The following is a 13,557-nucleotide window of genomic DNA, read 5'->3' on the forward strand; positions in this document are numbered from 1 at the left end:
GACTAACCAAATCAAACTAGACTGTCTAGTTTGATTGTGTTAAAAATAAGTTTCATCGTTAATGATTGATAAAACCATCACAAAAAGCATAATGCTTAGCGTAAAACGAGACACATAGAACTGAGCACCAACAGGCACCAAGCTACGAGACAACACTAAGTAACGAGAAGCAAGCACGTGACTAAAATCATCAAGAGTGAACAGAAGAGATCGCAGATCTTAACCGCAGCCAGCCAACTTTTCTCTGAATATGGCTTCAAGATCAATATGGATCAGATAGCCAAAGCAGCGAACGTTTCCAAGCAAACGGTCTACTCTCACTTTAAAAACAAAGACGAACTTTTCGAAACCTGCATGCAAACTAAGTGTGCCGAGCGCGAACTCAGCCCTTCTGCTTTTGATATGAATGCCACTTTGGAAGACGAATTGGTGAAGTTTGGTGTGAAGTTTCAAGATTTGTTACTTGATGAGCAGTCCAGACAGACCTTTCAAAATGCTGTGAGCCAATCCAACACGCACCCAGAGATCGCCTCTATCTATTTAGAAACTGGGCCTCAGAAAACCACCAAATTACTTGCTGATTATTTGCAGTCGAAAATAGACTCTGGTGATCTCACACTGTCGACATCAAGCTCACCAGTCATTGCAGCACGCCAACTGTTGCTGATGTTTCACGGCAAATCGGCGTATTGGTCATTCTTCGGTCACGATAGCGGAGAATCCGAAGAAGAAAGGCTTCACTACACTCGCGAATGTGTCGCGCTATTCTTGAACGGCAACCAGCCTCGTTAATTGTAGCTCTATCTTTGAATAAAAAAGGCACAGAGAAATTCATCCTCTGTGCCTTATCAATCATCAGTCACTCTCAGCAATAACAGCGATCGGTTTATTGGGTATGTTCCACAACGATCAGCTCATCGGTATTGAAGCCACGCTCTTTCGACATGGCTTTAAACTTCTCCATCACTTCTGGTGCGACTTCAGGCGTTCTTGCGAGTAGCCATAAGTAATCAGTGTCGGGCCCAGAAACAAACGCGTATTGGTAGCCCTCTTTGTCTAATTCAAACACGACATAAGCGCCGTAGAAAGGGCCAAAGAAAGACACTTTCAAATAGCCTTGTTCAGAGCCCTCAACGAAGTACGCTTTTCCTTCCGCTTCGTTCCACTCACCTTCTTCCGCCGAATAACCACGGTTAATCACCTTCACGCCGCCATCATCACGAAGGCTGTATTCAGCGCTGATGTTGTCTAAGCCACGCTCAAACGAATGATCCAAACGAGCCACTTCGTACCATTTCCCTAGGTATCGTTCCAACTCAAACTGTTGAACAGGCTTTACCGTTTCGGGCATGCCAACACAACCACCCAATAAGATCACGCTAAGCAGCAATAATATTTTTTTCATCCTAACCTCGACTTGTTTTTATTAGTAATGCGAGTAAGTCTCTTGAAAACATAAACTTACATCCTTGGTAATACGTTAAATCCATTTTTATAGCTCACTTAACTGTAATTTATTCAGAACCTTATGTGAATTGTTTAGTCTGCGAATGGATTCGCAATCCTTTATTGACGAGCTGTATTCCCACAACCACCTCAAAAGGCACTGGAATTACATTCAAACAAGAGAGCAACCAAGGACACTTTATTAAAAATTCACGATATGATTCTCGCCACTCGCTTTCTATACTTACTAAACCGTGGAACATGGAAGACATAATAATGAATAACAAGCTCACTCTGCCACGTACTGCATGGATAGCATTACTCACAAGCTTATCGGCCGTAGCGCCGGTGCTTGCACAAGCCAACACTATTGTTCAAACACAAACACCAGTTCAAGCGCAAACATCTGTTCATAACCAAAGTGCTGACCAGATCTTTATCAATGCTGATATATACGGGCATCGTGAGTCGGACTCGATCGTTACCCACAAAGGCAAGATCATCTTCATTGGTAACCAATCACAGGCGCAAACTTTTCAAGGGCAAAGCACTGATGTCATTGATCTAGACAATGCCTTTGTCTTGCCGGGGTTCATTGACAACCATAACCATGTGTTTGAAGCCGCCTCAGAGCTGGGTGGCAATTGTGAACTCGACTCTGAAGCAACATTAGAAGAGCAAATCCCCTACTTAGAAGCGTGTAAGATCAATGCTGATACCGATGGCAGAGGTTGGCTAATGGGTTATGGTTTTTCTTTAGAAGCAACGCTCGATAGCGACTCTGACTATACACCGCTAGAGATCATCGACAGTATCTTCCCGGATCGCCCAGTGGTGATCATGGAGCAGACTTCACACTCGATGTGGGTCAACTCAAAAGCACTAAAAATCGCTCGAATCAGCCAACAATCTTCAGACCCACAAGGCGGTGTTTATTTAAAAGACCAAGACAGCGGTAAGCTCAATGGCATCTTATTAGACAATGCTGGCGATCAACTGATGGAGATGGCTTGGAATAGCCAAAGCGAACTGTTTGAGCAAAGCTACCAAGGGTTAATGTTCGGGCTTGAAGTAGCGGCAGCCCACGGCATCACTACCATTGGCGACGGTCGCATGTATTGGAAACGAGGTTGGTATGACGTTTGGCTAGAGGCCGAGCAAAATCAAGACTTAACGGCGCGTGTATCGCTGCGCCCTTGGGTGTATCCATCGATGGCAATGCCTTCTCAATTAGAAGTCTTTGAGAAGATGTATTCCGACGATAAAAGCCGTCTGTTACTTGTCGATCAGGTGAAAATGTACAGCGATGGCATCTTCATCAACGGCACCGCCAAAACACTCGCGCCCTACTTAGATACTTATCTGCCCCAGTCTCCTAATGGCTTGAACTATATTCCACCAGAACAAATGAAGGAGTGGCTAACTGCGCTCGAGAAAATCGGCTTTAGCGCCCACATTCATGCCATTGGTGATGGAGCGGTTCGTGAATCTCTTGATGCGATAGAAAGTATTCGCAAACAAGGTTCAACCAAACCCTACACCCTAACCCATGTCGAATTAATCAATGATGAAGATGTGCCACGCTTTCGCCAATTAGACGTGACCGCAGATTTCCAAGTCGGCTCTGATTACGTTGCAAGGCATCAACACCAATGGGCCGAAGCTTTTCTTGGTGCTCGCCGTGCCAAAGCCATGATGAACCTCGACGCGATACTCAAGACCGACGCGAATATCACCTTAAGTAGTGATTGGAATGTACACGACATCAACCCTTTGGTCGGCATCGCGAACAGCTTAATCATGGGCAAAACCGGCCTAACTGATATTTATACCGCGATTGATGCTTACACACTCAATGCCGCCAAAAGTCTTGGAATTGAAGACGTAACAGGTTCTATTGAGGTGGGGAAATCCGCTGACTTCGCCATTCTCGAACGCGACATCACCACAGTGTCAGCAAGACAAATCGCTAAGACTCAGGTGTTGATGACGGTGTTACGCGGGGATGTGGTTTACGAAAAATAAAGCCAATTAGCGTATCGAATTGGTTATCGCAACTCAAACGAAAACGAGCCAGCCTATTCAGCTGGCTCGTCTGTTATTCACATAGGTATTTTAGTTCTGTTACGCGTTGGTCTCTTTAAGCGCTTTCACATTTGAATCTTGTTTGTCATCCAGAGCAAAGTAGATCTTCGATACAATCACTTCAGCAACCAGAATCGTAAATACCACCGCGAAGAACGCGACAACACCGCCCCAAGGGCCTGTAAAACTCACCTTATCTCCGAACAGAAGGTTAATCGCTTCTAGCATCACGAATTTTGAGCCCATCAAGATGATATAAGTGGTGATTGCTCGGTAAACCTTAGGCGCGGTGCCCGGCTTGCTTTTGAAGTGCTCGGCAATCTTGTGCTCTAAACCAATAGAGAGCTTCAACAACAACGCCGCTATCAAAGAAATAGTGAAAGATTCAATGTTGACGAAGTCCCAGTACTCATCGAAAAAGTTAAGCACTACTAAGTCCACCAGCACGGCTAACGTGTAACCTACGAATAGACGTTGTGGAGTGTTGAACCCGTAAACTTTGCCTGATTTAGTCATTCTGTCTCTCTCTAATTTGATAAGTAGCCTTGATTTGAAATACATCTTAGCGTTCGAATCGAAGCAAAACTTACCATTTCATGACACTACTCAAAATCATTCACGACATTAATGAATCGTCATAGTGTCCTCGCCCCTCCACCTTCAATAATCCTGATCGCCCACGTATCACTGTAAAGTAAAATGGCACTATCGAGTGATCTGCTGCTACCAAGTAACCTGCCACTACCAACTAAAAAAGAATAGCGACGCTAAATGAATGACCCGTATTTAAGCAATAAGTGTGTTAATTGAAATCTTGCGTCCAATAAGACATCTTCGATGCATCTGACTTACTGGCTTTGTATCCAATCCCCATCTTTGTGTGTCGGCTATTCATCACGTTTTGGCAGTGACCTTCGTGACCAGCCCAACTATTGAGGCCGGCATTGTTAACTTGCCCATCACTTCGCGGGCTGGTGTAACCGAAAATAGGAATCACAACCGAATTGGATGAAAGGACAAACGCATTCTGACCAGAACTGTTCACAACAAAGTGACCTTGAGCATCTCTTCGGTACTGCTCATCTGAGTTCAACTGGGCATTACTTGCCGTGTTATTGTCCCAAGCGATAGGAGCTGCTGGTGGGTAGTTACCACTCGAAAACGATGAACCAAAGGCATCACAATAACGTTGTGTCGACCTCGCACAATTTGTCGAGATAACAGATTGATACTTAATACTGTTCTGACTTAGATCTTCTGGAATATTCACAATTCGGCACCATTTTTCATCGGCAACGCCTTGACCGGGCATCCCCCAAATCGCACCATTCAATAATTGATTTATATCTAGTGAAGCGAAATCGATGAGAGTGTCGCTATTAAGCTGACCTAGATCCAAATCGATCTTTCCAGATGAAGTGTTCAACTCAAAGATCGAGGCCCCAACCTCCTTAGCTGCTGCGTTAATTTTGTCGCGCTGTAATAATTCCCACGAATCACCAAACCGCTCTTTTGACTGCTCTCCATAAGCTTGAGCGATAAAATCGTAAGTAGGTAAATTAGACTCTATCCCGCTCCCATCTTTGGAAACTACGCTGCCAACGGTTTTAAATTCCAACGAACTGTCGAACACCGCATCGTTAAACACATACGATCCCAAGAGCTCACTAGAACAAGAGTTACTTTGCATATCGTATCGATATTCAGAAATTGTACCGTCCACAAGTAACTGATGATCCTTCCTTTGCGCGCTTAATCCTGTGGTTTCGTAACAGTGCCAATCGTTAACAAAGTTGCTGCCATTATCGATAACGATTGTTGGTACAGCGATAGTCACATCAACCTCCTGAGTATCTCCACTCTTGAACGCAGGCAGCTCATTTTTGACGGTAATAGATGAGAAATTTCTGATTGGATCCGTTTCTTCGATAAAACCTTCGATCGCAAAAATCATATTGTTGCTAAGAGCTTTAATGTCAGGCTGCTGAGAGGTAGATGATGAGCCGGTATTACTTGGATTACTTGGATTACTTGGAACATTAGCGTTATTAGACGTTGTGCTGTCACCTCCTGATGAACTCTCTCCACCACAACCCGTAATAATCAGTGCTAGAAGGGCGACTGCCGAGATATTTTGTTTTTTCATGAGTTAATCCTTAACCATATATTTTTCTTGATGTAAGGATGTTGCCTCATAGAACGAACTTAAATTTCAGACCAATGTCAGAGCCCCTAAATACTGACACCGATTTAACATTTTATAAGATATTGTCAATTTAACGTTCGAGTAGGAAAAACTTAGAAATATTGAAAAGCACCAAAAGATAAGTCTCGTCATTGCTTGTCACCAAATGGCCATTCTTCAAATGCTGCGCCCCATATGATGACCCCATCAGCGACACACACTCATTTCCAAAAGGTGCAGACTATGAAAAAGCTAATCACTAACGCGAACGTATTTAACGGTGTTGATAACAACCTAATCGAGAACGTATCAATCCTCATCGAAGATAACTTGATCACTCAGATTGGAGAGATTGACCCAACGATTGCCGATGAAACGATTGATGCTCAAGGCGGTACGGTCATGCCAGGCCTGATTGATGCGCACGTTCATATCACTTTATCTGCACCATTCAATGTCATTGATACCATGACGCGTGAAGAAGTGGCGATTCGCTCAGCAAAGATTTCAGAAGAGATGTTAATGCGCGGTTTTACTACCATTCGCGACGTGGCGGGTAATACGCTTGGCCTTAAAAACAGCATCGACAAGGGCTATGCCACTGGCCCACGTATTCTTCCGTCAATGGCGGCTATCTCGCAAACTTGTGGTCACTCAGATTACCGTCAAAACCAAGCACAAGAGCGTTTAGCAAACGGCCATGAAGATTCACCAATGATGAAGCAAGGCTCAATGAAAGTGGCCGATGGGCGTTCAGAAGTATTGAAAGCGGTGCGTGAACAGCTATTCATGGGCGCATCACAAATCAAGATCATGGCTGGCGGTGGCGCATCTTCAACCTTCGACCCGCTAGACACATTGCAATTTACATCAGACGAGATGAAAGCCGCAGTTGAGGCCGCTTCAGATTACGGCACTTATGTCGCTGCGCACATCCACACCTCTGATGCGATGCGCCGAGCAGCTGAAGCGGGCGTGATGTCTTTCGAACACGCGACCATCATGGACGACGACATTGCCGAAATCATTAAAGAGAAAGGCATTTGGGTGATTCCTTCTTACTTTACCTCTTCATTGATTGCAGAGCGTAAGATCCCGCTGCCAAATGAAGAGACATACCGCAAGACAGAACGCGTAGGCAAAGCGATGTTCAAGTCAGCAGAACTGATTAAGAAATACGACATCCAGAACATCGCTTTTGGCACTGACTGTGTAGGTGAAACCAACGTTCACGCGACACAATTGAATGAACTTGGTGCGATTGAGCAAGTATTCGATACCATCACCGCGCTTCGCATGGCGACATCAAACTGTGGTCGCTTGTTCGAAATGTCGACCTACCAACACCCATACCAAGAAGGCAAGTTAGGTCAGATCGTTGAAGGCGCGTATGCCGACCTATTGATCATCGATGGCAACCCACTGGAAAGTGTTGCATGTGTGGCGAACACAGAGACACAAAAACTGATCATGAAAGACGGCAAGGTGTACAAAAACACGCTTTAACCTCGAAAAGCGCTCGTCCATTCACCATAAAAGCAACAAATCTAAAGCAAATAACCGAGATGACTAACTTGGTTGTTTGCTTTTCTTTGAATCGCCTAAAACTGATCTCGCTTTCGACCAACAAACTCTGACAACAACTCGATTCTATTTTAGATCAGCATAAATTGTGGTTGGAAAACCAAGGCGGCGAACGAGCACAATTAGGTAATACCGATCTAAGTAATCTAGCGCTTCAAGATGTTGACCTTCGTTGCGCCAACCTGATACGTACTGATTTTAGTGGCGCCGATTTATCGGGTGCGAACATGAATGAGGCTGACATCACCTATGCCAATTTCAGCCACGCGAACCTCAACAATACGAGCTTCCGCGATGCTGACCTACGTAACGCCAACATGAGTTACGCCCAAATGCTCAACGTCGATTTACTGCGTGCCGACTTGTTTCGCACTGACTTCAGCAATGCTCAAGTTAATGACTCTGCTTTCAAACGAAAAGACACAGGCAATACCATTATTGAGCTGCGAGATCCTACCCGACAGTGTCTCTCTGCCAAGTAGGCTCAAACAGCGATGATCTCCAATGCGCTGATATTGTTGCATATTCATTCGATTATTCGATAAATACCGAATTGGACTGGGCACTCACCTACTGAACTCAGGTCGTAATAGCAGATCTCGCACCCCATATCACTAAGCATCGAACGACATTGTTCTTACTTGGTTTTTTGTTCTTACATATTTTCGATTCTCATGTATTATGTGCGCCCATAATTGTATGACAAATATGTAGCGCCGTTTCTGTATGACCAAAGCCACCAACCACGCGATTTTGCTCTTAGTATTCGCCAACCTGCTCGCCTCCTTTTCAGACGTTTCACTAAAAGTACTGAATGGCGAAGTGCCCACGTTCCAATATGTGTTTATCCGCCAGCTATTGAGCGTGATGTTGCTGCTTCCTTTTTGGCTAAAGCTACCCAGAGAGACGCGCATGCAAGGTGGCTGTCGCATCAACTTCTTACGGGCTCAATTCATCCTAGTAGGTAGTGGCTGCGCAATGATTGCCATCACACACCTCACCTTGGCGACCGCAAATGCGATGTTCTATGTTGGGCCCATTCTTATGCTCCCGCTTTCTATTGTTTTACTGAAAGAGAAGCCGACATCATCAAAAGTGGTCGCGACACTGATTGGCTTCGTGGGTGTGTTAATCGTGTTGCGTCCAGAGCAATTTCACTGGGCCGCTATTGCGGGCTTAGGCAGTGCGCTCGCGATGGGTGTCGGCAATATTTTGATTAAACGTCTTCACGCAGAACAACACATTATCTCGACACTATTTTGGACCAGTGTGATGACTCTACCGCTGGCGTTGGCTCTTGCTCTGCCTGCATGGGCGGCGATTGAATGGCGTCATGTTGGGTGGATTATGGCAATCAACCTATTCGTTCTGGGGTACCATGCCCTTGTGGTGGTCGCTTATAAAAAAGCGCCAGCAAACCAAATTGCTCTCGCAGAATATTCGGGGTTGGTGTTTGTGACCCTATTTGGCGTGATGTGGTTTGACGAGATTCCAGACATGTTGACCCTTGTCGGTATTAGCCTGATCGTCATTCCTATGATGCCAATAAAATGGAAGAAGTATTTCAGTAGGCCAAACCAGACGGCCCTTGATATAGAAGCTAATCAGCCTAAGCCTTAATCGTCGGCAGCATCATTACTGCGCATCGAGCTAACCCACTTTCGACCTATTCAAATGAGAAAAGGGACCGGTATTTCTACCCGTCCCTTTTTATTTTCGTTTGTGTAAGGTATTACTTAAGCTTGAACACCAACACTTTGTTGTATGCCGTTACCATCAGTAAATCTTGCTGTTTCCCGCCAATTTCTAGATTGCTGATATGGCCCGCATCGATAGCAATGAAGTCTATTTGCTTACCGTCTTTATCGAACACACCCACGCCACCATGCGCTGCAACAAAGAGGTTGTCATCGGCATCAACAGCAACGCCATCAACCATAGGTTCAGAGCCAGACTCCGCTTTCACTTGAGCAAATTGCGTCTTATTGCTGAGTGACTGTCCATCAACATCAAATCGGTATACCCAGCCATCAGATGTGTCGGCAACGTATAACGAAGATTCATCAGAAGAAAAAGCGATGCCGTTTGGTAACTTGAACTCTCCAGTGATCAACTTTAGATCACCATTTAGGTAACGATAAACGCCATTAACCGCTTGCTCTGGTTCTGCCTTTGCTGGGCCGTAACCTTGGATACCAAACGGAGGATCGGTAAACCACACGCTTCCATCGCTATTAACGGTTAAATCGTTCGGGCTATTAAGCAGCTTGCCGTTATACGTTGCAGCGACAATCACTTTCTCTCCGTTGCCCTGACGGTACGACAGCTTTCTATCATGGCGGGCAGCCCACAGGTTGCCTTTGGCATCAATATCGAGACCATTGGCATAGCCAGAATTGTCATCAAAAACGCTCAACTTGCCGTTAAGGTCGTAAGAATAGGTTGTGTTATTTGGAATATCGCTAAACAAGAAACGTTGATGTTCCACATCCCATGTAGGGCCTTCAACAAAGCCGAATGAGTCTCCAACCAATGTTGGGTTGCTTTCTACAACAGAGGCAGCTGAAACATTCATAGAGGCAGCCATTGCAGCGGTAATAAGTAGTAATTTGTTCATTGTTCTTCTCCTTTCTGTTTACGTTTTGAATCTTAGTTTCTTGAAGGAGTGAGAAAAACAGTACAAAATGACTTAACTGTTTACTAAATGGTGTTAATGATGAATTTGATTTATATGCAAACCTTCTTGACTGTCGCCGAAGAGCTAAGCTTCACCAAGGCCGCTGAAGTATTGGATGTGTCAAAAGGTTTGGTGTCTCGGCATGTACAACGACTCGAAGAAACATTGAACTCTAAGCTGTTTCACAGAACGACTCGTTCTATCAGCCTCACAGAAGTGGGTGAAGAGTTGTATTCGAAAGCGAAGCAAATTCAACTATTAGCAACCGAAGCGGAAATGCGTGTCTTAGACATGACGCAGGAAGTGGCGGGCGATTTAAAAATTACCGCACCGATAGAGTTTGGGCGTGCGCTTTGTCGTCATATCATCCCTACTTTCAAGCAAGAGTATCCAAAAGTGGATTTGATTCTCGACTTTGGGCCGATGAAAAAGAAGATAGAGTCTGGCGACTTTGACATTGCTTTCCGAGCCTACGATGAACTCCCTAATGATGTGATTGCCAACGATCTCGGGCACATCCGCAATGTTCTCGTTTGCAGTGCAGGTTACGCATCGACTAACCCACTCATTACCACCAAAGACATCCATAAATGCAGCTTCATTCTTAACAGTCAAAATGAACGTTGGAATCAGCTGGAGTTGATCAATGGCGAACAAACCTACCATGTTGAAGTAACCGGAAGCGTTAGCTCGAATACCTACAGTTCAATTTTAGAGTTAGCGATGCAAGGGATAGGTGTCGCCAGCTTGCCGTTCTATCAAGTTGAAGAGCAGCTCAAAAAAAGTGAGCTTATTCACGTGTTCCCAGAATGGTCGATTAAAGCCCAAAAGCTAAGCCTTATCTATGCTCAAAGAAGAGTAACACCGCAGAAGTTGGTCACTTTTAACCGAGCGGTAAAAGAGTGGCTGGAATCGAATAACGCTTATACGTTGTGAGTTTTAGAACGCTAAACCTTTCAATTGGAACGTATGTGCGTTCCATTCATATCAGGCTCAATCGCAGTGCTTTCAATAGCTGATAGGCTGCCGTGTATTCGTCGATTTTGAAACACCCTCCCCCTCTAACTCCCCCTCAAGTTGAGTTCATCGCCCCCCTTTAGATTGACGACCGAGGGGGAGAACCTTCTTTGGCGCTGAATGTGTAAATGCACATGCCGCCATCGGCATTCTGTTCCTCCCCTTTCCACGAAATCATAATGGGTCGAAAATACGGATTAAGGGGAGATTAGGAGGGAATTTGAGGTTGGTGTGATTACCGAGGGAGGTTGGGCTAACACGGATTTGTCGGGTGGACGACACTTGTTACCAAGTGCCGTCTCCCTAAGAACCCAGCGTGCAACTTTCACTGCACTAGGCTCAAGCCTCCACGAAGGCATCGTTTGATACCCAGCAACTTATAAAGCAGTCGAAGCAGGTTCGTTCCAAGAGTTACGAGCTAGCCTTTTAGATTTTCTCTTTACCAAGTATTCTTGGTAAAGAGGGTCAAAGGGTGTCGCTGCACTTCGGATTTTCACATGCCTTTCTATTGGCACTTTGGCTATTTGGAAGAGATTGAACTGGCAATCCATATCCATGATCTTCTGCCAACCGTGAAACTGCCATTGGCCTTTTCGGTTGATGAAGTATTTTAGGGCAATCCAAGTTTTAGACTTTGTTGGATGACGCCTTTTAGCCCAGTGCCATAACGTATGGAATAACTTGTGACCTACATATCCGAATACCTGTTTAGCTACGCAGTGCCGATAATAGTTCGACCATCCCCTGAGTTTAGGATTTATCAGTTTGATAAGATCATTCACTGGAAGGGTTACGTGCTTTTTGATGAGTTCACGCAGATTGCTTAAGAACATCAACGTATTGGATTTACTCGGCTTGATGAGCAGTTTCCCTTTGTACTTCCTATGGTTGAACCCAAGAAAATCAAAGCCATCGTTGATATGAGTAATGTGCGTTTTCTCTTCGGATAATGTTAAGCCTCTTTCCGCTAAGAAATCAGCAATCAACGGTTTGATATCGTTCTCGAGCACTTCCTTTGAAGCGCAAGTGACGACGAAATCGTCGGCATATCCAATAAAGTTAGCTCTTGCTCCTTTCTTAAGCGCGGTAGACTTAATGCGCTGTTCGAGACCCGATAACGTCATCAACATCAAGGTGGGGGATATAATTCCGCCTTGAGGAGTGCCTTCGTCGGTGTCGTAAAACAGCCCTTTGTCTACAAAGCCTGACTTTAGCCATTGCTCCAACATCCGTTTATCGATGGCGATGTTATCCATAAGCCATTGATGCCCGATTTTGTCGAAGCAAGCTTTAATATCTCCTTCAAGAACCCATTTAGCCGATTTCTTTAAAGCCAAACACTTGAAGCACTGGTCGACAGCGTCAGCCGTGCTACGATTTGCTCTAAAGCCATAACTATTCGGGTCGGCAGTTGTTTCTGATATGGGCTCTAGCGATAATAGGTGTAGCGCTTGTTGTGCTCTGTCTATCATGCATGGGATGCCCAGAGGTCGAAGCTTGCCATTCTTTTTGGGGATATAGATACGCCTGAGTGGTTTCGCTTGATAAGCTTTCCGACTCAGTTGATTTACTGCTTTCATACGACGCGTGTCTGTGTTCCAGACAACGCCGTCTATTCCAGGCGTTTTACTGCCTTTATTTTGAGAAACTCGCTTAACAGCAAGAAGTTTTGCTGAGCGAGAGTGAGTCAGTATCCACTGCAATGCTTTTGCTTTGCCGTGTTTACCGTCTCTAGTTGCCTTTGCGATACGCATTTGAAGCTTTAAGACGTTCGCCTCTACGGCCTTCCAGTTAATGGATTGCCACAGTGCACTGTCAGAAGATGCACTAATCTCATTCGAAATCGTCATTTGCTTTTCTTCCTTAATAAAGTTCTTCAAACTCTCTCGCAACGAGAGACCAGTTGGAAGTGGGCTCACTTTCGTGATCAGGCACAAACCTGTATCTGCGTCATTACAATGCAGCCTTTGCTTTTTCCAACCTCCTCTACCCGCATCACTATCGGCCACAGAGGCTTTCCCGTAGGGAGTGATACAGGCTTACCGTGTTCCGTATGTCACGCAATGTCAGTTTAGATGCCCGCTATGGTGCGGAGAGTTCAATGATCACGAAAGAGCATGGGGCAATCTCTTTCCGACTCTCGTGCCTTTTGGCTACAGCGTATTAACCACTTCCGCTGTTTCACAACATAACGCACCTTACGCGGATTCATTTATGTTCATCATGCTGACTACCTAGCACTCACCCGATGTTGTGGTTATCAGGAGGATCGTCCTCTCACGATTTCAATCCCGATTGGAAAATACCAACCTTCGTTACATTGTCAAAGCCGCTACTTTATTCAGGCTCCTAGGTTCATCTGGTGATACAGATGGTTCACTCGTTTAGCGGTGAACAGCGCTTCATACGACTTCACGTCGCACGCCCCAAACTTTGTTAGAACTAATAGACACTTCAAAGTAGCGACATACAGTTTGAATTAAGTAATCTAATGCAAAATGAATGGCAGATTGGACTAACATGTTTAATCCAATCAGGAATGAGCAAGTAATAGAAATAGTGC

General features: G+C 45.0%; 11 protein-coding genes. 6 read left to right on the forward strand and 5 right to left on the reverse strand.

Annotated elements, in window-relative coordinates; translation table 11 throughout:
* The first annotated feature begins 177 nt into the window (after positions 1-177).
* Complete coding sequence (locus AB6D93_RS11510; RefSeq protein ID WP_102321371.1) at positions 178-792, forward strand: TetR/AcrR family transcriptional regulator; 615 nt, start codon at positions 178-180, stop codon at positions 790-792.
* Positions 793-886: 94 nt separating this feature from the next.
* Here AB6D93_RS11510 and AB6D93_RS11515 read toward each other — a convergent pair whose 3' ends face one another.
* Positions 887-1,405, reverse strand: a complete 519-nt coding sequence (locus AB6D93_RS11515) for a lipocalin family protein (protein ID WP_017060193.1) — start codon at positions 1,403-1,405, stop codon at positions 887-889.
* Between the two features lie 317 nt (positions 1,406-1,722).
* Here AB6D93_RS11515 and AB6D93_RS11520 point away from each other — a divergent pair, with 317 nt between their 5' ends.
* Positions 1,723-3,471, forward strand: coding sequence for an amidohydrolase (locus tag AB6D93_RS11520; protein WP_102332970.1), 1,749 nt, complete (start codon positions 1,723-1,725; stop codon positions 3,469-3,471).
* Between the two features lie 99 nt (positions 3,472-3,570).
* On the opposite strand, the gene AB6D93_RS11525 is transcribed toward AB6D93_RS11520, so the two are convergent.
* A complete protein-coding gene (locus tag AB6D93_RS11525) occupies positions 3,571-4,047 on the reverse strand; it encodes a hypothetical protein (protein ID WP_102332971.1) in 477 nt (158 codons plus the stop codon).
* A 286-nt stretch (positions 4,048-4,333) separates the two neighbouring features.
* Complete coding sequence (locus AB6D93_RS11530) at positions 4,334-5,677, reverse strand: CAP domain-containing protein (protein WP_136975170.1); 1,344 nt, start codon at positions 5,675-5,677, stop codon at positions 4,334-4,336.
* Between the two features lie 282 nt (positions 5,678-5,959).
* Between AB6D93_RS11530 and AB6D93_RS11535 the strand changes: the two genes are divergently transcribed.
* From AB6D93_RS11535 to AB6D93_RS11545, 3 genes are all read left to right on the forward strand, one after another.
* Positions 5,960-7,222, forward strand: a complete 1,263-nt coding sequence (locus AB6D93_RS11535) for an amidohydrolase family protein (protein ID WP_102332973.1) — start codon at positions 5,960-5,962, stop codon at positions 7,220-7,222.
* A 164-nt stretch (positions 7,223-7,386) separates the two neighbouring features.
* Positions 7,387-7,782: a pentapeptide repeat-containing protein gene (locus AB6D93_RS11540; RefSeq protein WP_017060189.1), complete on the forward strand. Its 396-nt coding sequence runs from the start codon at positions 7,387-7,389 to the stop codon at positions 7,780-7,782.
* A 244-nt stretch (positions 7,783-8,026) separates the two neighbouring features.
* Positions 8,027-8,920, forward strand: a complete 894-nt coding sequence (locus AB6D93_RS11545) for a DMT family transporter (protein ID WP_102332974.1) — start codon at positions 8,027-8,029, stop codon at positions 8,918-8,920.
* 112 nt (positions 8,921-9,032) lie between these two features.
* On the opposite strand, the gene AB6D93_RS11550 is transcribed toward AB6D93_RS11545, so the two are convergent.
* Positions 9,033-9,917, reverse strand: coding sequence for an SMP-30/gluconolactonase/LRE family protein (locus AB6D93_RS11550; protein ID WP_065584373.1), 885 nt, complete (start codon positions 9,915-9,917; stop codon positions 9,033-9,035).
* A 99-nt stretch (positions 9,918-10,016) separates the two neighbouring features.
* Between AB6D93_RS11550 and AB6D93_RS11555 the strand changes: the two genes are divergently transcribed.
* On the forward strand, positions 10,017-10,913 hold the full coding sequence (locus tag AB6D93_RS11555) for a LysR family transcriptional regulator (RefSeq protein WP_102332975.1): 897 nt from the start codon (positions 10,017-10,019) through the stop codon (positions 10,911-10,913).
* 458 nt (positions 10,914-11,371) lie between these two features.
* On the opposite strand, the gene ltrA is transcribed toward AB6D93_RS11555, so the two are convergent.
* Positions 11,372-12,844 (reverse strand): group II intron reverse transcriptase/maturase, encoded by a 1,473-nt coding sequence (gene ltrA / locus AB6D93_RS11560; RefSeq protein WP_029626754.1) that lies wholly within the window; start codon positions 12,842-12,844, stop codon positions 11,372-11,374.
* Positions 12,845-13,557: the final 713 nt, after the last annotated feature.

Source organism: Vibrio sp. 10N.247.310.23 (genome assembly GCF_041467155.1).
GTDB classification, from domain to species: Bacteria; Pseudomonadota; Gammaproteobacteria; order Enterobacterales; family Vibrionaceae; genus Vibrio; species Vibrio crassostreae_C.

Coding starts and splice junctions, on each gene's coding strand:
- AB6D93_RS11515 (WP_017060193.1), bottom strand. CDS start 1,405: ATGAAAAAAATATTATTGCTGCTTAGCGTGATCTTATTGGGTGGTTGT.
- AB6D93_RS11520 (WP_102332970.1), top strand. CDS start 1,723: ATGAATAACAAGCTCACTCTGCCACGTACTGCATGGATAGCATTACTC.
- AB6D93_RS11525 (WP_102332971.1), bottom strand. CDS start 4,047: ATGACTAAATCAGGCAAAGTTTACGGGTTCAACACTCCACAACGTCTA.
- AB6D93_RS11530 (WP_136975170.1), bottom strand. CDS start 5,677: ATGAAAAAACAAAATATCTCGGCAGTCGCCCTTCTAGCACTGATTATT.
- AB6D93_RS11535 (WP_102332973.1), top strand. CDS start 5,960: ATGAAAAAGCTAATCACTAACGCGAACGTATTTAACGGTGTTGATAAC.
- AB6D93_RS11545 (WP_102332974.1), top strand. CDS start 8,027: ATGACCAAAGCCACCAACCACGCGATTTTGCTCTTAGTATTCGCCAAC.
- AB6D93_RS11550 (WP_065584373.1), bottom strand. CDS start 9,917: ATGAACAAATTACTACTTATTACCGCTGCAATGGCTGCCTCTATGAAT.
- AB6D93_RS11555 (WP_102332975.1), top strand. CDS start 10,017: ATGAATTTGATTTATATGCAAACCTTCTTGACTGTCGCCGAAGAGCTA.
- ltrA (WP_029626754.1), bottom strand. CDS start 12,844: ATGACGATTTCGAATGAGATTAGTGCATCTTCTGACAGTGCACTGTGG.